Source organism: Bacillus thermotolerans (genome assembly GCF_000812025.2).
GTDB lineage: Bacteria > Bacillota > Bacilli > Bacillales > Domibacillaceae > Quasibacillus > Quasibacillus thermotolerans.
Map to the genome: position 1 here is coordinate 55,086 of NZ_JWJE02000009.1, position 26,762 is coordinate 81,847.

Here is a 26,762-nt window from a genome sequence, read left to right on the forward strand (position 1 = left end):
GTATTACACCTCTTTCAATGAATCGTGAAGAAGGGGCATGTCCTTCCAGCCCTGACCTATGTCCTTGGCTTGATGAGCATCTGATCCATAAACAAGAGGAATGCCCATTTGTTTTGCCTTCTGAGCGACGGCAGGGGGAGGATACGTCTCCTGGCAGAGCGGCTTCATAAGCCCGGCTCCATTGAAATCGAGTTCATAGCCGCTGCTTTTTACCGAATGAAGCAATTCATCAATCTCTCTGCTGAAATCCTTTTTGCAAGGGAATTGTTTCTGGAATTTATGCACGAGCGTCATATGTCCAATACGGGTTGGTTTATAGGGTCCAAGATTCGCTTCAATTGACTGTTTGACAGTTTGGAAATATGCTGTATATACAGCAGTTATAGAACCGAAGGCACGAATAATTTTTTCGAAATAATCAGCACTGTAATCAAGGCAATACCAATCTTGTCTATGCTTCAGAAAGTGGACGGACAAAATGGAATCATCCAGCAGCGGGCCGTATTCATTTAACAAATGAGCAGTCTGCGCTTCGAATCCTTCAATGAAGTCTATTTCCAACCCCGCTTTAATAGATATGGCAGAAGCATATTCTTTCTTGAGCCGATCCAGTAAAATGAAGTAATTATCCAGCTGCGAACGGTCCATGCCGCTGTCCCTTGTGGGGGTTGTATCCAGGAAGCCATCCGGTAAAGGTGCATGCTCCGTAAAGGTCAGGTGGGTGAACCCTTGATGGATTGCTTCTTCTACATAGCTTTCTAACGAATCAGTCGTTCCGTGCGGGCAAAAGGGCGTATGAATATGTCCGTCTCTTTTCATAAGAAATGCCTCCCAAAAAGTGATGATGTACCTAGTTTAACAAAAAATACACATATGAGCTGAAAAAAAAAGAAATTTGTCGTCAAAAACAGCGATATACATGGTATCATTATTAATGGCGAATTACACGAGAATGAGAAGAATAATCAATACATACTAAGATGACTGCGCAGTGAAAGAACAGGGGGCTTACAATGGAATACGTTATAGGTGCAGTTCTGGTAGCAATAGCTATCCTGCTTATTATTGCCTATTTTAATAGAAATAAGGTATATAAAGAGATTGATGAACTAGATGAAAAGAAACAAGAATTAACAGAGAGACCGGTTGCCGACGAACTCTCAAAAGTGAAGGCTCTGAACTTAACGGGCCAGACAGAGGAACTGTTTGATCGCTGGCGCCATACTTGGGACGATGTGCTGCTAGAGGATATCGTGCAGGCGGACGGTTATTTACTAGAGGCAGAAAGGCGGGCCGACTGGTTTAAGTTTAAAAAAGCAAGAGCCAGCAATGAAGCAGCTGCTCGCAAACTGGAAGAAGCAGAAAAGAAAATTGATCTCATTCTATCTGAGCTTGGTGAGCTAATTGGAAGCGAAGAGAACAACCGTGTGGAGAGGGAGGAGCTGAAGGAGAAGCAGCGAATCGCTAAGAAACGCCTCCTTGCTCACCGTCACACATTCGGAAAAGCGGCCGCGGTGCTGGAGGAGCAGCTTGAGTCCTTGTCTGAAGGCTTTCAAACATTTGAAGACCTGACAAAAGAGGGGAACTACCTCGAAGCGCGTGAAGTCATTTTGAAGCTTAAAGAGTCTGTGATTTTAATTTTGCGTAAAATGGAGCTCATTCCTTTGCTTATGGCAGAGACGACTAATTTACTGCCTTCACAGCTTAACGAAATTGAGTCCGGATATAAAGAAATGAAGCACCAAGGATACCTCTTGGATCATCTGCAGCTTGAGAAAGAGATAGCAAGCCTGCGCAAACAGCTGAATGTATATAAAGACTTCATTGTTAAAACAGAGATAGATGAAGTAGAGGCTGGTATTCGAGATGTGAAGGAGAATATCGACTTCTTCTACGAACTGCTGGAGAAGGAAGTAGAAGCCAAGCACTTCCTTGTTACGAACCATACTCAAACGAGAGATCTCATCGAAGAGGCAAGAGTAACCAATGAAGAGCTTCAAGAGGAAACAGAGCATGTGCGGCAGACTTATGAGCTGACAGAAGAAGAATGGAGTGTCCCTAAACAGCTGGAGGAGGACATTTATCGTCTTGGACAAAGATACGATATTCTTGAAACTAGAATCTCTGAGCAAAAGACAGCCTATTCCTTCCTGCATGACGAGCTGAAAGAAATTCAAATCCAGCTTCAGGAACTTCAGAAGGAACAAGCGAGCTTTAGCAGCTTCTTAAAAACTCTTCGCAAGGATGAGATCGAAGCTCGTGAGAAGATCAATGAGCTCCGCAAGAAGGTTACCGACATTTTCCGTGTAGTGGATAAAAGCAATATCCCGGGAGTTCCGGATTTTTATGAGGTGCTAACGGAGGAGACAGTCGATCGGATCAAGGAAGCTCAGCAGTCGCTTAAAGAAACGCCGCTTAATATTAAATCCGTTCAGGAAAAGCTCAAGGAGGCTATTGCATCAGTAGATGGTCTTGAGCGTAAGACGGCCGAAGTAGTGGAGCAGGCAGAGCTGGCGGAACGAATGATTCAATACGGAAATAGATACAAACGTTCCCATCCGGCTATTACGGAGAAGCTTCAGCAGGCGGAACGAGCCTTTAGAAATTATGATTATCGCTCTGCCCTTGAGGAGGCTGCTACAGCCATTCATAAAGTCGATCCAAAAGGGTTAAAGCAATTGGAAAAAATGATGAATAAGAAAGAGCAATAGAGTAAACTCCGTCCGGGCTATCGACAGCCGGACGGAGTTTTTTTACGGAAGAACATTTCTTTCAAAAGACGGCTATGCTATGATAAGTAGTTGAATAAACAAGGGATAAAGCAGGTGCAGACATGATTTACTTTGATAATAGCGCAACAACCAAACCATATAAGGAAGCTTTGTCCACCTATGTTAAAGTGAATGAACAGTTCTTTGGGAATCCGTCCTCTCTCCATCATTTAGGCCTGCAGGCGGAGCGGCTGCTGTTCGAATCACGTAAACAAATGGCTTCTCTGTTAGGAACAGAGGCTGAAAATATTATCTTTACTTCAGGTGGAACAGAAGCAAACAATTTAGCTATAAAAGGCACTGCTCTTGCTAATATGCATCGGGGACGTCATATTATTACCCAGCAGACAGAGCACCCATCTGTTATAAATGCCTGCCAGCAATTAGAAGAGCATGGCTTTCGTGTCAGCTACCTGCCTGTGGACTCGCACGGACAAGTCTCAGCAGAGGATGTGGCTGCCGCGTTAACGAATGAGACGATTCTTGTATCGATTATGCATGTGAACAACGAAACGGGAGCAATTCAGCCGATACAGGAAATCGCTAAGCTATTGAAGAATGAACCCCAAGTATTGTTCCATGTGGATGATGTGCAAGGACGGGGAAAGGTACCGCTAAATCTTGAAAATATCGATTTATGCACGTTGTCCGCCCATAAGTTTCATGGATTAAAGGGAAACGGCGTATTATACAAGAAAAAGGGAGTGAAGCTGTCAGCTCTTCTGTCAGGCGGCAATCAAGAAAGCGGATTTCGCAGCGGCACAGAAAACGCTGGCGGGGTAGCAGCTATGGCGAAAGCGCTTCGTCTCATAGAGGAGCATCGTCGTGAACATGGCGAGCGTCTAAGAGCCGTCCAGCAATTCCTGCGTAAGGAGCTTGAAGGTAGACAGGATGTAATCATTCATACTCCTCGAGAAGGCTGCGCTCCGCACATTTTAAACTTTTCAGTTGAGCGCTTAAAGGGTGAAGTTCTTGTTCATGCGCTTGAAGAGAGGGGCTGCTACTTATCAACAACAAGTGCCTGCTCTTCGAGACAGAAAAAGACAAGCACGGTCCTTACCGCTATGGGTGTACCGAAGGAAATAGCTGACAGCAGTGTTCGGCTCAGCCTGTCGTATGAAAATACAAGACAAGAAGCAGAAGCATTCATTCAAATTTTAAAGGATACAATTCCTACATTAGCAAAGGTGCAGAGGTGACAACAATGAATTACGACCGTGTGTTAGTAAGATATGGCGAGCTTTCGACGAAAGGCCGTAACCGCAGTCTCTTTACGAATAAATTAAAGAAAAGTATTATGCATGCGCTTCGGGAATTTCCGAATATCCGCCTGCAAGTAAGGCATGACCGTTTATTTATACACTTAAAAGGCACTCCGTTTGAGGAAGTCAAGGAACCGTTGAAGCAAGTGTTCGGTATTCAGTCTTTCAGTCCGGTCGTGCGCACGGAGCAGAATATAGAAGAGATTCAGGCAGCGGCATTGGAGCTTGTCCGAAAGAATTTCAGCAAAGGAAAAACGTTTAAAGTATCTGCCCGCCGTTCTGATAAGCAGTTCGAGCTGGATACAAATGGCATTAACCAGGCTGTCGGCGGGTATGTGCTTCAGCGCATGGAGGGTCTTACTGTCGACGTGAAAAATCCAGATATTAACTTGCTTGTAGAGGTAAGAAAAGAGGGAGTGTACCTGTCCTGCGAGAAGTACCCAGGGGCGACGGGTCTGCCGGCGGGCACCAGCGGCAAAGCTATGCTCCTTTTATCAGGCGGGATTGACAGTCCTGTCGCAGGATATATGATGATGAAAAGGGGAGTGGAAATTGAAGCTATTCATTTCCACAGTCCGCCTTATACAAGTGAGCGTGCCAAGCAAAAGGTGCTTGATCTGGCTGAAAAGCTAACCGCGTTTGGGGCAAAGATGAAGGTGCATGTTGTTCCGTTCACGGCCATTCAGCAAAAGATTCAGGAGAAAGTGCCAAGCGGCTATACTATGACGTCTACAAGAAGAGCGATGATGGAAATTGCGGATGAGATTCGGCGAAAGCAAGGAGCACTCGCGCTGGTAACAGGAGAGAGTCTTGGACAAGTAGCCAGCCAGACGCTTGAAAGCATGTTGGCTATTAACGCAGTGACGCCTACTCCAATTTTGCGTCCGCTGATCGCAATGGATAAGCTGGACATTATTGAAATTGCCCAGCAAATTGGCACGCATGATATTTCTATTCTTCCTTACGAGGACTGCTGTACCATTTTTACACCGGCGGCTCCAAAGACGAGACCGAAGCTGGAGAAAGTGCAACAGTATGAAAGCTCGGTGAATTTTGAAGAATTGATTAAAGAAGCAATAGAAAATACAGAAGTCATTCAGCTGCCGGAAGAGAAAGCAGCTAGTGAATTTTCCGAACTACTATAGGGAGATAATAGAACCTTCAGGGACCGTTAAGGGTATCCGGAAGGTTCTTTTTTTATTTGCTGTGAAGGTAAAAAACTTTTTAATTTTTTATTATCTGGTATAATAATCTCATACTAGAAGGAGGAGTAAGAGAATGAAAAGAGAGGACTTACTTGCACCTGAACGTTACAATATCGTGATGGAAGTAGAAAGATTTGCAAGCGATCCTAACCGTTTAGCCTTAAAATGGCAAAACGAAGCAGGAGAAGAGAAAGAAATCACTTACGCAAATCTGATGAAAAGAGCCAACCAAATTGGCCATGCATTTTTAGAGAGCGGATTGAAAAAGGGAGATCCCATTCTTATTGTTGTTCCTCGTGTCATCGAGGCATATGAAATATTTTTAGCTGCCTTGAAAACAGGGCTTATTATTATTCCGAGCGCTGAATTGCTGCGCGCCAAGGATTTAGATTACCGCATTGAACACGCTGACGTGAAAGGTGTTGTATGCTATTCACCTTTCGTTGATGAATTAAATCAAACCCAAAGAATTAATGAACTGACTAAGTTTGTGTTTGGCGGAGAAGCAGAAGGCTGGATGAACCTGGAGGAAAGGACAGAAGGAGCACCTGAAGAGCTGGAGACCGTCGAGACATCTAAAGATGATATTGCTTTTCTTCCGTACACTTCTGGTACAACCGGCAATCCAAAAGGCGTAGTACATACACATGGCTGGGGATATGCTCATTTGCGGACGGCAGCTGCTAGCTGGTTGAATGTGAGAGAAGGAGATGTAGTCTGGGCAACAGCAGGGCCGGGCTGGCAAAAGTGGACCTGGAGTCCGTTCCTGTCTGTTCTTGGTTCAGGCGCAACTGGATTCGTATATCACGGTCGGTTTGAGCCTAAAAGGTATTTAAAGCTGATGGAGCAGCACAAGGTAAATGTACTATGCTGCACACCGACAGAATACCGGTTAATGGCAAAGGTGCATAATCTAAAAAGCTATGACCTGTCCCATTTGCACAGCGCTGTTTCAGCGGGAGAGCCGTTGAACCGTGAGGTGATCGACACGTTCCGCAGCTGTTTCAATATTGATGTGCGTGATGGATATGGACAGACAGAAAGCACGCTTGTTGTAGGTGTGATGAAGGGCATGGAGATCAAGCCGGGCTCTATGGGCAAGCCAACACCAGGCAACCGGGTGGAGATTATTAATGAGGGTGGAGAGCCGGTAGGAGCAGGGGAGATTGGCGACATAGCGGTTCATAAAGATACCCCTGCCCTCTTTAAATGTTATTATAGAGAGCCTGAAAGAACAGCCAAACAATTTAGGGGCGATTATTACTTAACGGGCGATAAAGCGAAGAAGGATGAAGATGGGTATTACTGGTTTGAAGGACGCAGTGATGATATTATTGTCAGCTCGGGCTATACGATTGGACCATTTGAAGTGGAGGATGCATTAGTAAAGCATCCGTATGTAAAGGAATGTGCAGTAATAGCCAGTCCCGATGAGATTCGCGGTCATGTGGTTAAAGCGTTTGTCGTCCTGCAGGAAGGAATTGACCCGCAGGAAAGAAAATTGGTGCGCACTTTACAAGATCATGTGAAAAACCTGACTGCTCCGTATAAATACCCTCGAAAAATTGAATTTGTCGAGACGTTACCGAAAACAAACTCAGGGAAAATCCGCCGTATCGAATTGAGAGAAGCGGAGAACAAAGCAAGAGTCTAATAATGACGAACGAGAGGGCTAGAAGGAATTCTGGCCTTCTTTTTTGCGCGTTTATAGTGAAAGACAGAGGAAGCAGCCGTTGCTTTTCCGATTAAACAGAGTATAATTAATGTTATTTCGAATCTAGAAGAAACAGGTGGTTAGAATGAACGAACAGTCAAGAGCAGGTATGCTGTCCATCTTTATAGCCTACTTAATATGGGGGCTTTTTCCTATTTATTGGAAGCTGATCGAGCATGTAGCTGCTTATGAGATTTTGGCAAATCGTATTATCTGGTCTTTTGTTTTTGTTGTTATATTTATTCTTTTAACAAGGAATATCAGAAAGGTGCGTACAGCTGTACTGTCGTTAATAGAGAAGCCGAAGCAGGCTATCGTTCTTACTGCTGCTTCCTTACTTATTAGCTGTAACTGGTTCTTATATATTTGGGCAGTTACCCATGATCGGGTGATTGAGACAAGCCTTGGCTATTATATTAATCCGTTAATGAGTGTGCTTCTCGGCGTATTTATCTTAAAAGAATCCTTATCAAGAGCCCAGGTGTTTTCCGTTATCCTTGCAGCGGCCGGTGTTCTAGTTCTAACGGTATCTTACGGGCAGCTTCCGTGGGTTTCTCTCGGCTTGGCCGTTACTTTTGCCTTGTACGGATTGATGAAGAAAACTATTCAATTAGAGGCAGCATCCGGCTTGATGCTTGAAACGCTGATCGTTACTCCGGCAGCTGTTCTATTTTTAATCTATTTATCTTCTAAAGAGCAGCTGGCACTCTTTTCTGTATCAACGGCTACAGATTTACTGCTGATTGCTGGTGGTGCTGTAACCGCGCTTCCACTGTTGTTATTCGCGGAAGGGGCTCCGAAAATACCGCTCTCCATGATTGGTATTTTGCAGTATATTACACCAACGATGACGCTGTTTTTGGGTCTATTCGCTTATCACGAACCGTTTTCGTCTGTTCAGCTGCTGGCTTTTGCATTTATTTGGACAGCGCTCATTGTTTTTACTCTTTCGCAAACGAAATGGTTCCAAAAGAAACAATCTTTTATAGAGCGGCATTAAAGAAGCATGCAAGAGCACGCTTCTTTTTGTTTTCATCGAATGTTGACCTTCTCTTTTCATAGGATAGAAGAGAAGGCTATGAGAAAGGAACGCGGCATGAATATTTTTTCCTGTTTTGTTAGAATAAAGTAAGGTCACGTGTGCGTTGCTGTGGGAAAGGCAGCGGCAGAGTGAGAAGAAGAGAAAGGGGAGAGCTAATTGAATACGAAGAGGATTATTGCCTTATCGCTTGCTATCGGGTTGTTTCTTGTGTCCGTTCTTGTCAGTACAGCCTTTAATGCGCTGACAACTGATTTTTCATCGGCCTTCGAAACAGCTGTTGCTCCGGGCGGCGAAGAATTTACAGAAAAGGTAGAAGAGGAAGGTAATCCCGCAGAAAAAATTGTGGTGTTAGAGGTGGACGGAGTGATCCAGGATACCTCGACAACAGAATCTTTTCTGTCTGCACCAGGCTATAATCACGAGAGCTTTATGAAGCAGCTGGAGCAGGCCCAGCAAGACAATACGGTAAAAGGCATTGTGCTTGACGTCAATACACCGGGCGGAGGAGTAGTGGAAAGCGCTCAAATACATGACAAAATCGTAGAAATCCAGGAAGCGACAAACAAACCAGTGTATGTATCAATGGGGTCCATGGCGGCATCTGGCGGCTATTACATATCGGCCCCGGCTGATAAGATTTACGCAAGTCCTGAAACGATGACAGGCTCTCTTGGTGTCATTATGCAGAGTGTTAACTATGAAGAGCTCGCGGACAACATAGGTATTGATTTTGTGACAATTAAAAGCGGTCCTCACAAGGATATTTTAAGTTCTTCACGTGAGATGACTGAAGAGGAAGAGAAAATTGTCCAATCATTAATCGATAACTCGTACAATGGCTTTGTAAAGGTCATTGCAGATGGCCGAGGGCTGTCTGAAGAACGAGTGAAGCAGCTGGCAGATGGCCGTGTGTATGATGGCCGCCAAGCAAAAGAGCTAAACTTGGTCGATGAATTCGGTTATTTAGAAGATACCATTGAAGGCTTGAAGAAAGACGCAGGTCTCGAAGGCGCACAAGTCGTTTCATACGGAGCAAGCATGGGGCTGCCGTCCTTTTTGACGATGAAAGCAGGACAGCTGATGGGCGGAAACCAGGAACTAGAGTCAATAGTGAAAGCTTTCACGCAGCCGAATTCTCCACGCCTTATGTATTTATATGCTGAATAATAAACAAAGGAGGGAGAAGAGATGAGAGAAGATTCTCGCAGCGAAAAGGAAAGAGAAGAAGAGCAAAGAGAAGAAGAGCGCCAGCTGCTCGATGAAACAGAGGAGCAGCGAGAGACGTATCTGGAGGAACGAACGCTAGCAGCCGAGCATTTACCGGATGCAGGGGAAGCTGTCCCAGCCCTTCATTATGCGGGATTTTGGATGCGGCTTTGGGCGTACTTGCTTGATCTGCTTGTAATCGGCAGTCTTTCCCGTCTGCTCGTTTATCCGGTGCTTCAAATGGCAGGAGTGGAAGAGGGAGGCGGCGTTTTCTCTGCTGAAAATATTGCTGCCTCCATTATTTTCTATTTGTATTTTGTTCTCATGACAAAATGGAGAGGACAAACGCTTGGCAAAATGGTGTTTGGGTTAAAGGTTGTTCCTTTAAAGGCCACACAACTTTCATGGCCAACAGTGCTTTTCAGAGAATGGATTGGCCGCTATTTATCTGCGACGATCTGGATTTTATACGTCATTGTCGCTTTCATGCCGAAGAAGCAGGGGCTCCACGATTATTTTGCTGATACGGCCGTCATTCATGAACGGTCGCTGGCTGTTCGGACATCTGCTCATACCGTGTGAGAAATAAGACGTTAAGAGACATAATAAGCAAGCCCGTAAACAGCCCGGTCATCAGCCGGGCTGTTTTTCTATAATGTAAAGTTTAGCTTGTTGCCTCTGTGGGCACACTGGTAGTGGAAAAAGGAGGAAGACAAGTTGCTGTGGTGGATATCAGCTCTTTTGGCGGTCCTGTGGGTGATTTGGATCATTAGCCGAATGAACATTTATGTGTTATTTTACTTTTCTGCTAAACAAGGAAATATACGAGCGTACATCCGCCTATTTCTCCTTGGCGGCTGGCTGCGCTGGACGATCCATTTGCCCCCTAAGGAAGTAACGGATCAGTCATTGGAGAAAGCAAATAGAGCCATACATAGAGCAGGAAAGGAAGAGTTTAACGTCCTCCTTAATATGCTTAAGAGGGTAACCATTCAAAGTTTGCGGTGGGATACTGTTCTTGGCACAAAAGATGCCGCTTTAACGGGCATGGTGACAGGCGTCCTTTGGGCTATCAAAGGGAGCCTATCATCAGCCGCCAGCCCGTTCATGAAAGCCTCCATGAGTCCATTTACTGCAGTAACCCCAGTTTTCGGAAGAAACGTCCTGGAAACGGAATGCTCATGTATGATTTCCTTGCGGGCAGGGCATGCTATAGCCGGAGTCATTCAATTATTGAGACTGGGGCGCCGACTTAAATCCCAGCAAAAAGCGGCGCCAATTTTATACAAAACGGCTAACCGGGAGGGATCACGATGAGCGATCATCCAATTGAAGGATTAATGACGACTGCAATGGAAAACTTGAAAGAAATGATTGACGTAAATACAATTATCGGAGACCCCGTTGAAACACCTGATGGAAGCATTATCATGACGATTTCCAAGGTAGGATTTGGTTTTGCAGCAGGGGGCAGCGAATTCATGATGAATCAGCAATCAGGACAGGATAAAAGCCCATTTGGCGGAGGAAGCGGAGGCGGTGTCTCTATCACACCGGTTGCTTTCTTAATTGTAAAAGGTGATGATGTCCGGTTATTGCACGTGGATGAGAACACACACTTATTGGATAAAATCATCGACCTGGCCCCAGGCGTCATTGATAAGATACAGGGGATGATGGGGAAGAAGAATACAAACCAGTCCTCTTCATCCTCGGGTTCTCAATCTTCAAGTTCCAAGAAGCCTCCCTCTGATTATTCTATTTAAATGCCAAAGGCAGCCGGAAAAGAAGTCATGAATGACTTTCTTTCAGGCTGTCTATTTTTAGCTGCCTGCGGGGTGTCAAAGGAGAAAAGCCCCAGTTCGCTGTATATCCTTTTCCTTGCAATTTCTTTTGCTAAACAAGTATGATGAAGAGTGTAAAAGAAGGAGGAGGAATGTAAGCATGGCAAATGTCACATTTAAAGGCAATCCAGTTACACTAGTTGGAAACGAAGTAAAAGCAGGCGACCAAGCACCTGATTTTACCGTTCTTGCTAACGATCTATCTGAAGTTACATTAGCTGATTCGAATGGAAAGGTGCGATTGATCAGCGTTATCCCTTCCATTGATACAGGCGTATGCGAACAGCAAACACGTAAGTTCAATGAAGAAGCATCTAAAATTGATAATGTAGAAGTGATTACGATTTCTGCGGACTTGCCATTTGCGCAAAAGCGCTGGTGTGCAGGAGAAGGACTTGAAAATGTAAAGATCTATTCCGATCATCGCGATATGTCCTTCGGTGAGGCGTATGGTGTTCAAATGAAGGAGCTTCGCCTATTAGCACGCTCTGTATTCGTGGTAGATAGCGAAGGAAAAGTTACATATGCAGAGTATGTAAGTGAAGGCACGACTCATCCAGATTATGAAAAAGCGATTGAGGCAGCAAAAGCCGCCAACTAAAAGTAAAAAAAGCAAGGGCTGGCTCTGCAAGGGTCAGCTCTTTTCGCGACGTATAAGAAGTGGTGACAGCCATGTAAGCGTGCTGCCCATGTTTGTGGCATTGCTGCTTTCCTCTTCTGTGCGGATAAGAGATATACAGGAGGAGAGAACATGAACGAATTTTCCCCAATTGAGCATTTGTTTCGTACTTTTGATGAAACAGCTAGCATTCTTCAGCAGGAGTTATCCTGCACATATTTAGATGCCCTAGCAGAAACGTCCGAGAATTTATTCCAGCAAACGATTCTGCAGGACGAGATTAGTGAAGTGGCAAAGAAAAGAATCCAGAAACAATATGATGAAGCCCATTTATCAAGATACTCGAAGGAAGAAATCCGCCAGGCGTACCAGCTGGCTATCCTAAAAGGCATGCAGGAGAATGTGCAGCCTAACCACCAAATGACGCCAGATTCCATCGGTTTGTTCATCAGTTACTTGCTGGAGAGATTTATGAAAGGGGAAAAGGGCTGGTCTATTCTCGATCCTGCTCTAGGAACAGGGAATTTGCTGCTGACGGTGCTAAACCGCCAACCAGACGCCTTTGTCTCTGCTGCTGGTGTAGAGATAGATGATTTATTATTGAAGCTGGCCTGGTGTGGAGCTAACTTAATTGAACAGCCCGTTCAGTTATTTAATCAGGATACACTTGAACCTCTATTCATTGATCCTGTGGACGCTGTTGTTTGCGACCTGCCGGTTGGCTGGTATCCTAATGATATAAGAGCTGCTGATTATGAGCTGCGCGCCCAGGAAGGGCATTCGTACGCCCATTATTTATTTATCGAACAAAGCATTAAGCATACAAAGCCCGGCGGCTATTTATTCTTTTTGATTCCAAATGGGCTGTTTGAGGATGGGGAAGCAGACAAACTGCAGCAGTTTTTTCAAAAGAACGTATATATTCAAGGCTTGATTCAGCTGCCGGAGTCGATGTTTAAAGCAAAGCAGGCAGCGAAGAGTATTTTGATCCTGCAAAAACAAGGAGAAGGATTGGCCGCACCTAAGGAAGTATTCTTAGCAAACATGCCTTCTATGAAAAACAAGCAGGCTGTGCAATCGATTATGAATAAAATGAATGAATGGTTTAAGGAAAACAAGTAAGAGAAGCTGCCGGCAGTGCCTGGCAGCTTCTCTTTTCAGCAGCTGGTGTAACACTAGAAGCATGTCGAAAAGGAAAGAGAATATACATATAGAAAGAATGCTTAGTAACGATGACCTTTGAAGATACCATGCCGCTTCTTTAACTGCTTATTGCCTGAATTGACTTTTTTTCTATCATCATAGAAAATAAATAAAATAATGGAGTATGCTGGGAGGATGGATAATGGCTTGGACAGAAAGAGAACAGGCGGTATGGAACGACGTGATGAACTGGGAGCAAAGGCTGGCCGATTATGAAGGGAATGACTTTCAGTATACATATTCTAAATGGCTGAATCGCGCTTTAATGGCACTTCCGGAGGAAACGCTTGAATCCTTCTTTACTCAGCTGGATAATGTGCTATTTCAGATACATTCCTTGCTGCAAAGTTCGCAGCTGCAAAATGAAGCAAGAGAGCGGATTATTATGTCTGCCCGTGTATTTAACGAAGAGATCAGCTCGATCCAAGATTTAAAAAAATTGAAGATTGACCAAGTACGTTACCTAAACAGTCAGCACTCATCCAGGCAGCGGCTGTATTCTCTCGTTCAAGGAGGAGTAACTGGAACGGGAGGGGCTGTTCCGCTTAGTACGGATCTTGCAGCGATTGCTATACTTAATCTGCGGGCTGTGCAAATCACCGCTATGACCTACGGTTATGATCCGCAGCAACCGTTCGAAATGATGGCTTCCTTAAAGGTATTTCATGCAGCGACCTTGCCTGAGAGGCTAAAGGCAGAAGGCTGGCAGGAGCTGTTAATGGACTTGGAAGAAAGAGAGAATCCTTATTTTTACAACGAGCAGGAGTATTTAACAGACCCGTCTTGGCTGGAAGGAACGATTAAGCAGTTTGCTAAGCTGTTCGCGATCACGGTATTTAAAAACAAAAAGGTGTCCAATTTGCCGATCATCGGTCTGGCGATTGGAGCCGGAGCGAATTACCGCTTAACGAAAGACATTACCGAATTTGCGGAGAAGTATTATCAATATCGCTGGCTGCAGGAGAAGAAAGAAGCAGCTGAATAAGCCAAAGATCTCCTCCGGCAGAAAACCCGTTCTCTTTATGGAGAACGGGTTTCTTTTAGCCATCGCTAAGGTCCTAGTTATTAACAGATGGAGTGGTACGAAACCAAATCCACAAGTCGTTAATAATAGAAGCAATGTCACTGATTTCTTCATTAAGGCGGCAGGAACGGAGAAAGTCCTCTTCTTGATCAAGCTGGGACTGACGGGATTGGATTTGTCTTTCTAATTCTTTAATTCGGTCAGGAATAGCTCCGCGAATATTCTCCCATTCATGAAGAATGCGGGCCTGTTCCAAGGAGGAATGTTCTTCCCAGCTTTTTGGTAAATGAGGAATACGGATGCCAAGCCGGCGGTTTAATTGAAAATACATAGCTAATCTCCTTTTTCTTTTATCGTATCTTGTTCTGGCTTTTTCTGCAAAAGAATAAAAAGTGATTATTTATTCAAATTGATGAATTTTTTTAAATAAATACTTGAAACCTTCAGAGGAACATGATATATTTTATTCATCGAAAGGAATAAAAATAAAACTTAATGTATATTTATACTTATAGGGGTCAGCTTAGAGGAGGAAAAAGAAATGGGTAAAAAAGTTGTTTTAGCCTATTCAGGCGGTTTAGATACATCCGTGGCCATTCCATGGTTGAAAGAAAAAGGATACGACGTGGTGGCTTGCTGCCTGGATGTCGGTGAAGGAAAAGATTTAGAGTTTGTTAAAGAAAAAGCTTTGAAGGTTGGCGCAGTAGCCAGCTACATGATTGATGCAAAAGAAGAATATGCAAATGAATATGCACTTCTTGCTCTTCAAGGTCATACACTTTATGAAGGAAAATATCCGCTTGTATCTGCGCTTTCACGTCCGCTTATCGCGAAGAAGCTAGTAGAGGTAGCTGAAAAAGAAGGTGCGGTTGCTGTAGCGCACGGATGTACAGGAAAAGGAAACGATCAAGTTCGTTTTGAGGTTTCCATCAATGCATTAAATCCAAATCTTGAAGTGTTAGCGCCTGTACGTGATTGGCAATGGTCACGTGATGAAGAGATCGAATATGCGAAGAAAAACAATATCCCGATCCCAATCAACTTAGACAGCCCATACTCTATTGACCAAAACTTATGGGGAAGAAGCAATGAGTGCGGCGTTCTAGAGGATCCTTGGGCAGCTCCTCCGGAAGAGGCTTATGATTTAACAGCTTCATTAGAAGAAACTCCTGATACACCAGAAGTGGTAGAGATTGCTTTTGAGAAGGGGGTACCAGTGAAGCTGAACGGTGAAAGCTACTCTTTAGATCAGCTTATCCTGAAATTAAATGAAGTAGCAGGCAAGCATGGAGTTGGAAGAATTGACCATGTGGAGAATCGTCTTGTTGGTATCAAATCAAGAGAGGTATATGAGTGCCCAGGCGCTATGACGCTGATCAAGGCTCATAAAGAGCTAGAAGATTTAACGCTTGTAAAGGAGCTTGCTCATTTCAAGCCAGTGATTGAAAAGAAATTGACAGAGCTTATCTATGAGGGTCTATGGTTCTCTCCTTTGAAAGCAGCTCTTGAAGCTTTCTTAAAGCAGACACAGCAATTCGTAACTGGAACTGTACGCGTAAAACTGTTTAAGGGCCATGCAATTGTTGAAGGAAGAAAATCTGAGTACTCTCTATACGATGAAAAGCTGGCTACGTACACACCAGATGATGAGTTCAACCACGATGCAGCTGTTGGATTTATCCAGCTATGGGGTCTGCCGACAAAAGTGAACGCAGTTGTTCAGCAAGAGAAAGAGAAAATCAATCAATGAGCAAGCTATGGGGAGGGCGCTTTCAAAAATCAGCGGAAGAATGGGTAGATGAATTCGGCGCCTCTATCCACTTTGATAAAGAACTTGTTTTTGAAGACCTCAAAGGCAGCATGGCTCATGTAAAAATGCTTGGAAAACAAGGCATTCTGTCAGAAGAAGAAGCCAGTCAAATCTTGGGCGGCCTTGAAGCTTTAAAGGAGAAAGCTTCAAAAGGTGAATTAACATTCTCGGTTGCCCAAGAGGACATCCATTTAAATTTGGAAAAACACTTGATTGATGAAATCGGCCCGATCGGCGGCAAGCTGCATACCGGTCGGAGCCGAAACGATCAAGTTGCCACTGATATGCATTTATACTTGAAGGAGCAGGTTGAATCGATCATTGGCCTTATTGAACAGTTTCAAACAGCTCTTGTGGAGAAAGCAGAGCAGAATGTAGAAACTCTTGCTCCCGGTTATACTCATCTGCAAAGAGCACAGCCGATTTCATTCGGCCACCATTTAATGGCTTATTTCTGGATGCTGCAAAGAGACAAGGAGCGGTTTCAAGAAGGATTGAAGCGCATAGATGTCTCGCCTCTAGGGGCGGGAGCGCTGGCTGGAACCACTTTCCCAATTGACCGTGAATTGTCGGCTGAACTCCTTGGGTTTTCCAAGGTGTATGCTAACAGTATGGATGCGGTAAGCGATCGCGACTTCATTCTGGAGTTCTTAAGCAGCGCTTCTATTTTGATGATGCACATGTCCCGTCTGGCTGAGGAAATGATTCTTTGGTCGAGCCAGGAATTTCAATTCATTGAAATGGATGACGCTTTCTCAACCGGCTCAAGTATTATGCCGCAGAAGAAGAACCCAGATATGGCGGAGCTGATCCGAGGCAAGACAGGTCGCGTCTATGGAAATCTTTTTAGTCTATTGACCGTATTGAAAGGCTTGCCGCTTGCGTATAACAAAGATATGCAAGAAGACAAGGAAGGCATGTTTGATACGGTACATACACTTATTGGTTCCTTGAAGATTTTTACTGGAATGGTTCAAACAATGAAGGTGAATGAGGGCCGCTTAGAGGAAGCTGTCCATAACGATTTCTCCAATGCCACGGAGCTGGCCGATTATTTGGCATCAAAAGGCATTCCATTCCGCGAAGCACATGAGATTGTAGGGAAGCTCGTGCTTCACTGCATTCAACATCAATGCTATTTAGCAGATCTCCCTTTAGAGAAGCTGAAGGAAGCATCGGATTGCATTGAAGAAGACATTTATCAAGTATTGTCTCCATATGAGGCCGTCAAAAGAAGGAAGTCTTTAGGCGGCACTGGCTTCGACCAGGTTCAGCTCCAAATTGAGACAGCGAAAAGCTTGGTGAAATGATCCCAAACAGCCCCCTGAGGAAGCAGGGGGCTGTTTTTGGTTTGTTTGAACATGGGGCGGCATGCAAACAGCGCCCCGGATATCCGGAGCGCCACGTTAGATTTATTCACCTTTTTCCGTGCGGACAACGAGAACATCGCATTTAGCTGCGCGTGTAATATGCTCAGATACGCTTCCGATAAGAAAGCGCTCCATTGCATTGAGCCCCGTTGCCCCGCAAACGATCAAGTCTGCTTTTACTTCCTTAGCTGCGTCCTTAGGAATCACTGTTTTTGGAGAACCGTATTCAACATAAGTGTTCACACGAGGAACTCCTGCTTCAGCTGCTTGCTGTTTATATTTCGTTAGTAAGTCTTTTCCATAATCAGTTGCACGATCTGCAATCGACCGGTCATACGCTTCAATCGCAGCGAACGATCGGGTGTCAATGACGTGTATAAGGTTTAGGATAGCTTGATTGCGCTTAGCAATGGCAATAGCTTTTTGGAATGCCCACTCCGCCTCTTTAGAGCCGTCGACGGCAACTAAAATACTTTCATATTTCGTCTTCAATTTGCATTCCTCCTTTTCTTTTATTTTACCTAAAAGAGAGAGGGATTACAGCTCTCAGCAATCTGAAAATATGAAATATTTTTAAATAGCCTTATTATTTTAGGAAGGCAGTTAATAGCTCTGGTCCGTCAGCTGCAACATAAATATCATCCTCAATCCGCACGCCAGCTACTCCAGGAACATAGATGCCAGGCTCAATCGTGAAAACCATTCCTTCTTCCAGACGAAGCTCGCTCGTTTCTGTAATGCTCGGATATTCATGCACACTAATACCAAGACCGTGACCAAGACGGTGTGGAAAGAATTGGCCATAGCCTGCTTCATCAATGATCCGCCGAGCCGCTAAATCAATGTCCTTCGCCAGGGCACCCGGTTTTACAGCATCAATGGCGGCTTGCTGAGCCTTCAGCACGGTATCGTAGATTTCCTGCTGCTGGTCTGATAGGCTGCCGAAAGCAATCGTACGTGTAATATCTGAGCAGTATCCTTCATAAACGACCCCAAGGTCAAAGAGCACGAGGTCACCTCTTTGAACCTTTGTATGGCCAGGCGTACCGTGCGGGGAGGCGGCGTTTTTACCTGTCAACACCATGGTGGAAAAAGACATTTCTGAAATGCCTTGTCTCTTCATTTCATATTCAATCTCCGCAAGGATTTCTAATTCTGTTCTTCCTTCTTGAATCGCTTCTGAGCCAGCCTTCACAGCAAGGTCAGCATACTCAGCTGCTTTTCTCAGAGAAGCAAGTTCCTTTTCATCTTTAATCAGGCGAAGCTGGTTGAGTTTTTGCTCAGCTGCGATGAAGGCAGCCTGCGGAAAGCGGTTGGTTAGCTCCTCGTATCTCTCAAGTGTAAGATGCTGCTTCTCAACAGCTATTTTCTGCAGGCCGTTTGACCGCTTGCTTATTTGTTTAGCCATTAACTCCCATGGATTATCAATGTCGGAATAACCGACGATATCTAAAGACCACCCGCTGTTTCGAGCATCACTTGCTTCCATCTGCGGACAAATGAGGAAGGGATCATTTTCAGGGAAAATAGCCACGCCAAGCAGACGCTCGTGGGGGTCGCTGCGAAATCCCGTGAAGTAAAATACGTTATCTGGATTAGTAATGAATGAAAAAGATACGTCGTTTGTTTTCATCCATTCTATTAACGAAAGCAATCTTTTATTCATAATGTTCCTCCTTTTGGATGTGTTGAAATATGATTAGCGTATCAATAAACATATTGGATGTAAATAAATAGACAAGCAGGGAAATTTCATGTTTCATTGAATTAGAGAAGTGGAACAATTTTTGAGAAAGGGGTTTTTTACATATGAAAGTATCTTATCATGGACACTCAATTGTAAAAGTCGAAACGAATGGAAAGACGATCTTAATCGACCCATTTATTACTGGCAATGATCTAACTGACTTAAAAGTGGAGGATGAACGCCCGGACGTTATTATTCTGACTCATGGGCATGGAGACCATGTTGGAGATACGGTAGCACTTGCAAAGAAGAGTGATGCCCTGGTTATTGCGGTCAATGAACTGGCTGTTTATTTAAGTCATCAAGGTGTCAATGCGCACCCTATGCATATTGGCGGCAGCCGTGAATTTGAATTTGGTCGCGTGAAGTTTACACAAGCATTCCATGGCTCCGGCATGGAACAGGAGGATGGCACGTTCCTTTACATGGGAATGCCAGCCGGTGTGCTGCTAATGGCTGAAGGAAAGACGATTTATCATGCCGGAGATACAGGCATCTTCTCTGATATGAAATTAATTGGCGAACTGCACCCAATTGATCTTGCTTTCCTGCCAATCGGTGACAACTTTACAATGGGTCCAGACGATGCGGCACTTGCAGCGAAGTTTTTACAGGCAAAGACAGTGGTGCCTGTTCACTTTAATACATTCCCGCCAATCAAGCAGGACCCGCATGAATTTGTGGCGAAGCTAGAGCAGAAAAATGGTCAAGTGCTGGAACCGGGAGAATCAATTGAATTGTAACAGTAGAAGGGCTGCAGAATCTCTCTGCAGCCTTTTTAAATGGATTTGAAAAGGTATGGGTTTCCAAGTATAATAACTGTATCAGCGTGTTTGAAAGGAACAGGTGAAACAGTTGAGTACAAAACATGAACAGATCTTGCAATATATCCACGGTTTGCCGATCGGAGAAAAGATTTCTGTCCGTCAAATTGCTAAAGCGCTATCGGTTAGTGAAGGAACTGCTTATCGGGCGATTAAGGATGCGGAGACAAAAGGGCTCGTATCGGCGATTGAGCGCGTAGGAACCATCCGGATTGAACAGAAGAAAAAAGAAAACATTGAGAAGCTGACGTTCGCGGAAGTGGTTAATATTGTCGATGGCCAAGTGCTCGGTGGACGTGCAGGTCTCCACAAAACATTGAACCGCTTTGTTATCGGAGCGATGAAGCTTGAGGCGATGATGAGGTACACGGGCTCGGATAACCTGCTGATCGTTGGAAACCGAACTAAGGCTCATGAACTTGCTCTCCAGGCAGGTGCGGGCGTCTTAATCACAGGGGGCTTTGAAGCGGATGATCATGTAACGAAGCTTGCGGATGAGTTAGAGCTGCCGATTATTACGACGACTTATGATACGTTCACCGTGGCGGCGATGATCAACCGTGCTATTTATGATCAGCTGATCAAGAAGGAAATTGTTCTCGTTGGTGACATTTTCACGCCTTTCGACCGTACTGCGGCTTTATCTATCGATGATAAAGTGAAAGACTGGATGACGAAGAATCAGGAGACCTTGCATAGTCGGTTTCCAGTGCTTGATCACCAGCTGAAAGTGCATGGAATGGTAACAGCGAAAGATATCATGGGAGTCGACGAGAATGTGCCGATTGAGAAGGTAATGACAAAGAACCCGTTAGTTGTTACCGTCAAAACGAGCGTCGCTTCAGCAGCCCACATGATGATTTGGGAAGGAATTGAGCTGCTGCCGGTTGTGGATGAGCATAATCGCATTAAAGGGATCGTTAGCCGGCAAGACGTGTTAAAGACACTGCAGATGACACAGCGTCAGCCGCAGGTGGGAGAAACGCTGGATGATACGATTACGAATCAGCTTGATTTACTCGGTGACAGGTCAGATGATATATATAAATTTGAGGTTACACCGCAAATGACGAACCGACTTGGCACAATTTCATATGGCGTGTTCACAACGATTGTAACGGAAGCTGCGAGCCGTACGTTACGCTTGAAGAAGAAGGGCGACATCGTCGTAGAGAATGTAACCATTTATTTCATCAAGCCTGTGCAGATGGAAAGCGTACTCGAAATTCACCCAAGTGTACTGGAAGTCGGCCGAAAATTCGGAAAGGTGGATGTCGAGGTCTATAACAATGGCCGTCTCGTAGGCAAGGCCATGATGATGTGCCAGCTTCTTGACAGACAATGAGAAAAGCCATAGTGCCTTTTGGAGCTTAACAGGGTACAAAAAAGAGCCGCTTTACGAGAAAGCGGCTTTCCACCTAGGAGTGATTATTTAACTCTTCTGCTTCTCTGCGAGCATATGGCAGAAAGTGCCGATATGCTTTAATGCCAGCCCATACGCTGGCACCGCCAATCAGAATGAACACAGCGGCAATAATGTAGGAAACGGTTGTCTGTTGAATAAATAATGTATTTAAACCAAAGACACTAACGAATAAGCCGAGTGCAATGCTGGACTTGGCTGACAGCCATTTCTTTTCCATCGGCCGTCTGCTTCTCACGTATTGTACCTTGTAAAAAATATAAAACACAAAGGATAGAATAATAATAAAAGCAAAAATCGGCATGATTGGTCCTCCGTTTATTTGTTCATACTTTTTCATTGTAACGAGAAAGCAGTAGGAATTCTACTTAAAAGTCTATCTATGGGAAAAGGGGATTCACATGAAAGAGAAAATCATTCAAAAAATAAAAGAATATGACACTATTATTATCCACCGCCATGTCCGTCCGGACCCTGATGCCTACGGTTCGCAGGGAGGGCTCGCAGAAGTAATTCGCGCGTCTTTCCCGCATAAGAAGGTATATACGGTAGGGAAAGAAGAGCCAACTTTACAATATTTGCGCCGGCTGGATGATATTCCGGATGAAACGTATGAAGGAGCACTAGTTATTGTTTGTGATACAGCGAATGAAGCGAGAATTTGTGACAGCCGTTACAAGCTGGGAAAAGAGTGGATTAAGATTGACCATCATCCGAATGAGGACCCCTATGGTGACCTGTTGTGGGTGGATACATCTGCGAGTTCAGTAAGTGAAATGATTTATGATTTATATAAAAGCGGAGTGAAGGAAGGGCTGAAACTGAATGATGCGGGCGCACGTCTGCTGTTTGCTGGTATCGTTGGTGATACAGGACGGTTTCTATACCCGAGCACGACAAGGCGCACGATGGAATACGCAGGTGAATTGCTTCAGTTTGACTTTGACCGCAATGAATTATTCACTCGCATGTACGAAACAGAAGAAAATGTATTGAAGCTGCAGGGGCATATTTTGCAAACATTCCGCCTGTCCTCGAATGGAGCGGGAAGTGTTTCCCTAACAAGGGAGCTGCTTGAGAAATTTGATGTGCCTGTCCCTGAAGCTTCCATGCTCGTTAATTCACTCGGCAACGTAAAAGGCATTAAGGCGTGGGTATTCTTTATTGAAGAAGAGGATCAAATTCGTGTGCGTCTCCGTTCAAAAAGGCCTGTCATTAATGAAATTGCCAAGAAATATGGAGGAGGAGGCCATCCGCTTGCCGCAGGCGCTTCTGTCTATTCATGGGAAGAAACAGAGAAAGTGACGGCTGACCTCGAAGCATTATGCGAAGAAAGCAAGTAACGGCTAGTCCTCTGGGAGCGTCATTTCCAATTGGAGATAAAGAGTTGTATAGAAGTACCACTCGGTTACGTGCAGGGAATAGCTTCTATCATTAATTTTCAAGGTTTTATTTTCAATAGTTTGGCGAATGAGCTCCCTGTGGGAATACACAGTTTCAAGGTCTTTTGCATAGAGTACAGATAGATCTTTTTTGATTTGCTCCTTTGCGAGAAACATGCTGTGAGCGTCGTCAATGCCATACTTTTCATAATTAATAATATCGATTTCAATTTCCTGCACAGTTAGCTTGTGCAGGTTTTGTTTGTTTAGCTCCTTAAATTCCTCCTGCCAAATATTGAGCTGGGATTGAAGCTCTCTTACGTCGTTCTTCTGTTTTTCAAGTACTACGGCTTGTCTCTCCTGCATAGCCCCATACATATAAACAAATAGCATCCAGCTAATGCAGCAGCCAATTGCCGCTCCGGCGAGAACCCATTTCAGCCTGGGTTTCTTATATAACGTCGGTACTCTCATGGGGCAATGTGCTCCCCGGTCAGCCAGCTAATAATAGCTTTCGCCGTGTAGGTGCCTCCCATGGCAGACAAAATAAATAAAAATTGTTTAAACAACTCTTTCGTTTCACCATTTAAGAATCCTTTCTCGAAGCTGTACAGAGTGTCGAAGGTGCCGCCGATTGCTGCAATGATCGCCCAAATGCGCAAGCTTTCACTGATTTTCTCAACGCTGGTTAGAAGAGGCTGGTTGACTGCAAAAGCGGCAAGTCCGCCAATTAAGGAACCGCCAATCAGAACGCCAAAAGCAATGAAATAACATTTAAATAATTCATGAAAGAACGTTTCTGTCATAGGCCCTCCATTTATACATGCTTTTTACTTATATATGTACAAGAAGAGAGCGATATGTAAGAAGGCCCTATTTTCCTTTTTTAAATAGAAACCCTATAATGAAAAGTAAGTATAGAACGAAATTTGTAGGCAGGAGATGAGGGGATGTTTACCCATCTGCAAGTGCAAACCGGATATAGTTTGCTGTCGAGCACTATATCTGTCGATAAATTGGTAACACGAGCCAGCGAGCTCGGCTACCAGGCATGTGCGATTACGGACAGGAATGTGATGTATGGGGTTGTGCCTTTTTACAAGGCGTGTAAGCAGGCCGGTATTAAGCCTATTATTGGTTTGCTGGCTGATGTCGAAAGTGTTTTTCAAGCTGGGCAGTCATTCCCGCTCGTACTGTTAGCCAAAAATAATGAAGGTTACCAGCACCTATTAAAGATTTCCAGTGCTATCCAGACTGCTAAGCAGCCATTTATCCCTCTTCATTGGCTCAAAGGTTATTCTGCCGGCTTGTTTGCCTTTACGCCGGGAGCAGATGGAGAAGTAGAGAAGCTTCTAATGGAAGATCCAGAGAAGGCAGAGAAGGCGGCACTTCAGCTGAAAGAGCTGTTCGCCTCTGAGCATTTCTTTCTTTCCATCGGCCGGCGCGAGCAAGAGAGTGAAACAGGGATAGTAGAGAGGATCAAACGGTTAGGACAGACCCTCTCAATCCCGGTCATTGCCTCGAGCCGGGTTACGCATTTACATAGAGAAGAGGCGTTTGCTTTACGCTGTTTAAAAGCAATACGAGACGGAGAAAAGCTGTCAGATGGTCAGACAGAATCGGATAGCGGCTCCTATTTCGCTTCTCCTGAAGAAGCCGCTGCCTGGTTTCTAGATGAGCCGGAGGTCCTTCAAGAAACAGCTCGGCTGGCGGAGGAATGCCAGGTTGATCTGGCCTTTGGGCGTCATCTTCTCCCGAAGTATCCTTTGTCAGGAGGACAAACTGCTTCTGCCTATTTAAAGGATATATGCAGAAAGGCGATGAAACAGGCAGGAACAGAGGGAGAGCCGGCTTACGAACAGCGTCTATCCTATGAATTGAAAATTATTGAAGAAATGGGGTTCAGCGACTATTTCCTCATTGTTTGGGATTTCATGAGCTTTGCAAAGGAACAGCGGATTTTAACCGGGCCAGGGAGAGGATCGGCCGCTGGCTCGCTTGTAGCTTATCTTTTGGGTATTACGAGTGTGGACCCTATCAAATATGGACTGTTATTTGAAAGGTTTTTAAACCCTGCGCGTATTTCTATGCCCGATATTGACCTTGATTTTCCCGATCACCGCCGTGATGAAGTGATCCGTTACATAGGCAGGAAGTTCGGTAAGCTTCATGCTGCCCAGATTATCACATTCGGCACTCTGTCAGCTAAAGCGGTGATGCGTGATATAGCCCGTGTGTTTCATTTTTCTACTAAGGATTTAGAAGAGTTATCCAGGGTGCTTTCGGCTCGGGGAGGCCCCACCCTGCAGCAGCAGTACAGGGAATCTGCCCGCTTCCGGGATTGGGTGCACAGGTCGGAGAAGCATCAGAAGATTTATGAGACGGCTCTTCTATTAGAGGGGCTGCCACGGCATACTTCTACTCACGCCGCTGGTATGGTCATCACGGATGAACCGCTAACAGAGCTTACTGCTGTTCAAGCTGGGCATGATGATCTGTATTTAACGCAGTTCCCCATGGATGCTCTCGAGGAACTAGGGCTGCTGAAAATTGATTTGCTAGGCTTGCGCAATTTGACGATTTTAGAAAGAATACTAGATTCGATTTATTATGCGGAAGGAAAAAAGCTATCTTTACAGAATATACCACTTCAGGATGAAGCGACCTTCCAGCTGCTTGGGGAAGGGAACACAACCGGCATTTTCCAAATGGAGTCCGAGGGAATGCGCAGGGTGCTGAAAAGTTTAAAGCCAAACCGCTTTGAAGATATTGTAGCGGTGAATGCGCTCTACCGCCCAGGTCCAATGGAGAGCATTCCGCTTTACATTGAGCGGAAGCATGGGAAGAAGCCTGTCGCTTATCCACATCCCGATTTACAGAAGATTTTAGAACCGACATATGGTGTGCTTATATATCAGGAGCAGATTATGCGAATTGCCTCCGAGTTTGCAGGCTTTTCCTTAGGAGAGGCTGATCTGCTCCGCCGGGCTGTGAGCAAGAAGAATAGAGAAGTGCTCCAGCAGGAGCGGGAGCACTTTATTAGCGGAGCTGCTGCAAATGGTTATAGCGAGGAGGAAGCCGATCGTGTCTACCGACTGATCGTCCAATTCGCTAATTATGGGTTTAACCGCAGCCATGCAGTCGCCTACAGCTTTATTACGTATGGATTAGCTTATTTAAAAGCGCATTATCCAGCTATTTTCATGGCCTCATTGATGAGCTCCGCACTTGGCAATGAAGAAAAGCTAAAACAGTGTACTATAGAAGCTAAGAGCATGGGGCTCACCCTGCTTCTGCCTTCTATTAACTCGAGCCAGTATCCTTTCACGGCAGAAGGAAATGAGATTCGTTTTAGTTTAGCAGCTGTGAAAGGAGTAGGAGCAGCGGCAGTGAAGGAAATTACAGCTGCCCGGAAAAATGGTCCGTTTACCGATTTGTTTAATTTCTGTCTCCGTGTACCGCTTCATATTGTCAATCGAAATACGATTGAGTCTCTCATTCAGGCTGGAGCGATGGATGAGTTTGGGGAAGACAGGGCTGTTCTGCTAGCCACCTTGGAGGCGGCTATAGAGCATGCAGACCTTATGAATCCTGGGGGAGAGTCATCAATGGACAGAGACTTTTTTCCTAAGCCGAAATATTCGAAAGCCGCCCCTATGTCAGAGGAAGAGCGGCTTATGCATGAGAAGAAGGCATTTGGTTTCTACGTATCTGCTCACCCGGCAGAAACGTACGACAGTCTATTCAAGCAGGCAGGAAAAGTGCTGATTGCTAAGCTGTCCTCAGGACAGAGAGGCATTTCTGCTGGAATTTTCATAGATGAGGTAAAGGTCATCCGTACGAAGACGGGGGAGAATATGGCGTTTATCCAAGGGTCTGATGAAAGCGGAGAGATAGAGGGTGTTGTATTTCCGGCTGTATACCGTGTGCATATGGACGATTTACAAGAAGGGGCCGTTCTGTTTGTGAAGGGGGATGTAGAAGAAAGAAACCGACAAAAGAAGCTGATTGTGAAAGACATTTACACAGCAGTTGAATTGAAAGAACGACAGAGTGAACGGGAAAAAACGCTATATGTAAAAATTCCAGGGTCTCAGGATGAATCCCTTGTTCTTGAAGATATTCACCAGCTAATCAGCCGCTTTAAAGGGGAAACGGCTGTTGTACTGCATTATGAACGAACCCGCCGGACGGTCAGGCTTAACAGTAAGAAATACGTCAAGCCGGTGAAGCCTTTATTAGATGAGTTAAAGAGAATCGTGGGCTCTGAGAATGTCGTATTAAAAAATGAAATAAAATAACTTTACAACTTTCCG

The 26,762-nt window shown here is 44.8% G+C and carries 25 protein-coding genes; 18 read left to right on the forward strand and 7 right to left on the reverse strand.

All coding sequences use genetic code 11. The annotated features are described in order from the left end of the window. Positions 1-3: 3 nt before the first annotated feature. Positions 4-819, reverse strand: coding sequence for a histidinol-phosphatase HisJ (hisJ, locus tag QY97_RS05805; protein WP_039234165.1), 816 nt, complete (start codon positions 817-819; stop codon positions 4-6). A 194-nt stretch (positions 820-1,013) separates the two neighbouring features. Between hisJ and ezrA the strand changes: the two genes are divergently transcribed. From ezrA to QY97_RS05865, 12 genes are all read left to right on the forward strand, one after another. Then, positions 1,014-2,711 carry a septation ring formation regulator EzrA gene (gene ezrA / locus QY97_RS05810; RefSeq protein ID WP_039234169.1) on the forward strand — a complete coding sequence of 566 codons (1,698 nt, stop codon included), beginning with the start codon at positions 1,014-1,016 and terminating at the stop codon, positions 2,709-2,711. A 122-nt stretch (positions 2,712-2,833) separates the two neighbouring features. After that, on the forward strand, positions 2,834-3,970 hold the full coding sequence (locus QY97_RS05815) for a cysteine desulfurase family protein (protein WP_039234173.1): 1,137 nt from the start codon (positions 2,834-2,836) through the stop codon (positions 3,968-3,970). A 5-nt stretch (positions 3,971-3,975) separates the two neighbouring features. After that, positions 3,976-5,178 (forward strand): tRNA uracil 4-sulfurtransferase ThiI, encoded by a 1,203-nt coding sequence (gene thiI / locus QY97_RS05820; RefSeq protein ID WP_039234176.1) that lies wholly within the window; start codon positions 3,976-3,978, stop codon positions 5,176-5,178. Positions 5,179-5,311: 133 nt separating this feature from the next. After that, a complete protein-coding gene (mbcS, locus tag QY97_RS05825; protein ID WP_039234179.1) occupies positions 5,312-6,892 on the forward strand; it encodes an acyl-CoA synthetase MbcS in 1,581 nt (526 codons plus the stop codon). A 145-nt stretch (positions 6,893-7,037) separates the two neighbouring features. Further along, the gene (gene rarD / locus QY97_RS05830; RefSeq protein ID WP_039234182.1) at positions 7,038-7,952 is read left to right on the forward strand and encodes an EamA family transporter RarD; all 915 of its coding nucleotides are present in this window, start codon (positions 7,038-7,040) and stop codon (positions 7,950-7,952) included. Positions 7,953-8,150: 198 nt separating this feature from the next. Beyond that, positions 8,151-9,161, forward strand: a complete 1,011-nt coding sequence (gene sppA, locus QY97_RS05835) for a signal peptide peptidase SppA (protein WP_039234184.1) — start codon at positions 8,151-8,153, stop codon at positions 9,159-9,161. Positions 9,162-9,182: 21 nt separating this feature from the next. Continuing rightward, positions 9,183-9,782 carry an RDD family protein gene (locus QY97_RS05840; protein WP_082090018.1) on the forward strand — a complete coding sequence of 200 codons (600 nt, stop codon included), beginning with the start codon at positions 9,183-9,185 and terminating at the stop codon, positions 9,780-9,782. Between the two features lie 135 nt (positions 9,783-9,917). Next, a complete protein-coding gene (locus tag QY97_RS19500; protein ID WP_052728932.1) occupies positions 9,918-10,517 on the forward strand; it encodes a DUF2953 domain-containing protein in 600 nt (199 codons plus the stop codon). Then, positions 10,514-10,966, forward strand: coding sequence for a GerW family sporulation protein (gene ytfJ, locus QY97_RS05850; RefSeq protein ID WP_039234187.1), 453 nt, complete (start codon positions 10,514-10,516; stop codon positions 10,964-10,966). The genes QY97_RS19500 and ytfJ overlap by 4 nt, the downstream gene beginning before the upstream one ends. Positions 10,967-11,144: 178 nt before the next feature. Continuing rightward, complete coding sequence (tpx, locus tag QY97_RS05855; RefSeq protein WP_039234190.1) at positions 11,145-11,645, forward strand: thiol peroxidase; 501 nt, start codon at positions 11,145-11,147, stop codon at positions 11,643-11,645. A 150-nt stretch (positions 11,646-11,795) separates the two neighbouring features. Further along, the gene (locus QY97_RS05860) at positions 11,796-12,785 is read left to right on the forward strand and encodes a class I SAM-dependent methyltransferase (RefSeq protein ID WP_039234193.1); all 990 of its coding nucleotides are present in this window, start codon (positions 11,796-11,798) and stop codon (positions 12,783-12,785) included. Positions 12,786-13,008: 223 nt separating this feature from the next. After that, the gene (locus QY97_RS05865; protein ID WP_039234195.1) at positions 13,009-13,851 is read left to right on the forward strand and encodes an EcsC family protein; all 843 of its coding nucleotides are present in this window, start codon (positions 13,009-13,011) and stop codon (positions 13,849-13,851) included. 73 nt (positions 13,852-13,924) lie between these two features. Here the strand turns inward: QY97_RS05865 and QY97_RS05870 are convergent, their stop codons facing one another. Continuing rightward, entirely contained in the window at positions 13,925-14,221 is a 297-nt protein-coding gene (locus QY97_RS05870) for a hypothetical protein (RefSeq protein WP_039234198.1), read from the reverse strand. Positions 14,222-14,431: 210 nt separating this feature from the next. Between QY97_RS05870 and QY97_RS05875 the strand changes: the two genes are divergently transcribed. Both QY97_RS05875 and argH read left to right on the forward strand, forming a co-directional pair. After that, on the forward strand, positions 14,432-15,640 hold the full coding sequence (locus QY97_RS05875; protein WP_039234201.1) for an argininosuccinate synthase: 1,209 nt from the start codon (positions 14,432-14,434) through the stop codon (positions 15,638-15,640). Further along, the gene (gene argH, locus QY97_RS05880; RefSeq protein WP_039234203.1) at positions 15,637-17,010 is read left to right on the forward strand and encodes an argininosuccinate lyase; all 1,374 of its coding nucleotides are present in this window, start codon (positions 15,637-15,639) and stop codon (positions 17,008-17,010) included. The genes QY97_RS05875 and argH overlap by 4 nt, the downstream gene beginning before the upstream one ends. A 102-nt stretch (positions 17,011-17,112) precedes the next feature. Here argH and QY97_RS05885 read toward each other — a convergent pair whose 3' ends face one another. Then, positions 17,113-17,562: a universal stress protein gene (locus QY97_RS05885; RefSeq protein ID WP_039234205.1), complete on the reverse strand. Its 450-nt coding sequence runs from the start codon at positions 17,560-17,562 to the stop codon at positions 17,113-17,115. 94 nt (positions 17,563-17,656) lie between these two features. Next, positions 17,657-18,736 carry a M24 family metallopeptidase gene (locus QY97_RS05890; protein WP_039234208.1) on the reverse strand — a complete coding sequence of 360 codons (1,080 nt, stop codon included), beginning with the start codon at positions 18,734-18,736 and terminating at the stop codon, positions 17,657-17,659. A gap of 143 nt (positions 18,737-18,879) precedes the next feature. On the opposite strand from QY97_RS05890, the gene QY97_RS05895 reads away from it, so the two are divergent. After that, positions 18,880-19,560: a metal-dependent hydrolase gene (locus QY97_RS05895; RefSeq protein WP_039234213.1), complete on the forward strand. Its 681-nt coding sequence runs from the start codon at positions 18,880-18,882 to the stop codon at positions 19,558-19,560. 112 nt (positions 19,561-19,672) lie between these two features. Further along, complete coding sequence (locus QY97_RS05900) at positions 19,673-20,986, forward strand: DRTGG domain-containing protein (RefSeq protein WP_039234216.1); 1,314 nt, start codon at positions 19,673-19,675, stop codon at positions 20,984-20,986. 73 nt (positions 20,987-21,059) lie between these two features. On the opposite strand, the gene QY97_RS05905 is transcribed toward QY97_RS05900, so the two are convergent. Next, complete coding sequence (locus tag QY97_RS05905; protein WP_039234219.1) at positions 21,060-21,368, reverse strand: YtpI family protein; 309 nt, start codon at positions 21,366-21,368, stop codon at positions 21,060-21,062. Positions 21,369-21,465: 97 nt separating this feature from the next. On the opposite strand from QY97_RS05905, the gene QY97_RS05910 reads away from it, so the two are divergent. Continuing rightward, entirely contained in the window at positions 21,466-22,407 is a 942-nt protein-coding gene (locus tag QY97_RS05910) for a DHH family phosphoesterase (protein ID WP_039234222.1), read from the forward strand. 3 nt (positions 22,408-22,410) lie between these two features. Here the strand turns inward: QY97_RS05910 and ytrI are convergent, their stop codons facing one another. Next, positions 22,411-22,920: a sporulation membrane protein YtrI gene (ytrI, locus tag QY97_RS05915; RefSeq protein WP_039234225.1), complete on the reverse strand. Its 510-nt coding sequence runs from the start codon at positions 22,918-22,920 to the stop codon at positions 22,411-22,413. Beyond that, complete coding sequence (locus QY97_RS05920) at positions 22,917-23,252, reverse strand: YtrH family sporulation protein (RefSeq protein WP_039234227.1); 336 nt, start codon at positions 23,250-23,252, stop codon at positions 22,917-22,919. The genes ytrI and QY97_RS05920 overlap by 4 nt, the downstream gene beginning before the upstream one ends. A 144-nt stretch (positions 23,253-23,396) precedes the next feature. On the opposite strand from QY97_RS05920, the gene dnaE reads away from it, so the two are divergent. Beyond that, entirely contained in the window at positions 23,397-26,747 is a 3,351-nt protein-coding gene (dnaE, locus tag QY97_RS05925) for a DNA polymerase III subunit alpha (protein WP_039234230.1), read from the forward strand. Positions 26,748-26,762: the final 15 nt, after the last annotated feature.

What these genes read in the sequence shown, in the direction of transcription:
- hisJ (WP_039234165.1), bottom strand. Translation starts at nt 819, where the DNA reads ATGAAAAGAGACGGACATATTCATACGCCCTTTTGCCCGCACGGAACG.
- ezrA (WP_039234169.1), top strand. Translation starts at nt 1,014, where the DNA reads ATGGAATACGTTATAGGTGCAGTTCTGGTAGCAATAGCTATCCTGCTT.
- QY97_RS05815 (WP_039234173.1), top strand. Translation starts at nt 2,834, where the DNA reads ATGATTTACTTTGATAATAGCGCAACAACCAAACCATATAAGGAAGCT.
- thiI (WP_039234176.1), top strand. Translation starts at nt 3,976, where the DNA reads ATGAATTACGACCGTGTGTTAGTAAGATATGGCGAGCTTTCGACGAAA.
- mbcS (WP_039234179.1), top strand. Translation starts at nt 5,312, where the DNA reads ATGAAAAGAGAGGACTTACTTGCACCTGAACGTTACAATATCGTGATG.
- rarD (WP_039234182.1), top strand. Translation starts at nt 7,038, where the DNA reads ATGAACGAACAGTCAAGAGCAGGTATGCTGTCCATCTTTATAGCCTAC.
- QY97_RS05840 (WP_082090018.1), top strand. Translation starts at nt 9,183, where the DNA reads ATGAGAGAAGATTCTCGCAGCGAAAAGGAAAGAGAAGAAGAGCAAAGA.
- ytfJ (WP_039234187.1), top strand. Translation starts at nt 10,514, where the DNA reads ATGAGCGATCATCCAATTGAAGGATTAATGACGACTGCAATGGAAAAC.
- tpx (WP_039234190.1), top strand. Translation starts at nt 11,145, where the DNA reads ATGGCAAATGTCACATTTAAAGGCAATCCAGTTACACTAGTTGGAAAC.
- QY97_RS05860 (WP_039234193.1), top strand. Translation starts at nt 11,796, where the DNA reads ATGAACGAATTTTCCCCAATTGAGCATTTGTTTCGTACTTTTGATGAA.
- QY97_RS05865 (WP_039234195.1), top strand. Translation starts at nt 13,009, where the DNA reads ATGGCTTGGACAGAAAGAGAACAGGCGGTATGGAACGACGTGATGAAC.
- QY97_RS05870 (WP_039234198.1), bottom strand. Translation starts at nt 14,221, where the DNA reads ATGTATTTTCAATTAAACCGCCGGCTTGGCATCCGTATTCCTCATTTA.
- QY97_RS05875 (WP_039234201.1), top strand. Translation starts at nt 14,432, where the DNA reads ATGGGTAAAAAAGTTGTTTTAGCCTATTCAGGCGGTTTAGATACATCC.
- argH (WP_039234203.1), top strand. Translation starts at nt 15,637, where the DNA reads ATGAGCAAGCTATGGGGAGGGCGCTTTCAAAAATCAGCGGAAGAATGG.
- QY97_RS05890 (WP_039234208.1), bottom strand. Translation starts at nt 18,736, where the DNA reads ATGAATAAAAGATTGCTTTCGTTAATAGAATGGATGAAAACAAACGAC.
- QY97_RS05895 (WP_039234213.1), top strand. Translation starts at nt 18,880, where the DNA reads ATGAAAGTATCTTATCATGGACACTCAATTGTAAAAGTCGAAACGAAT.
- QY97_RS05905 (WP_039234219.1), bottom strand. Translation starts at nt 21,368, where the DNA reads ATGCCGATTTTTGCTTTTATTATTATTCTATCCTTTGTGTTTTATATT.
- QY97_RS05910 (WP_039234222.1), top strand. Translation starts at nt 21,466, where the DNA reads ATGAAAGAGAAAATCATTCAAAAAATAAAAGAATATGACACTATTATT.
- ytrI (WP_039234225.1), bottom strand. Translation starts at nt 22,920, where the DNA reads ATGAGAGTACCGACGTTATATAAGAAACCCAGGCTGAAATGGGTTCTC.
- QY97_RS05920 (WP_039234227.1), bottom strand. Translation starts at nt 23,252, where the DNA reads ATGACAGAAACGTTCTTTCATGAATTATTTAAATGTTATTTCATTGCT.
- dnaE (WP_039234230.1), top strand. Translation starts at nt 23,397, where the DNA reads ATGTTTACCCATCTGCAAGTGCAAACCGGATATAGTTTGCTGTCGAGC.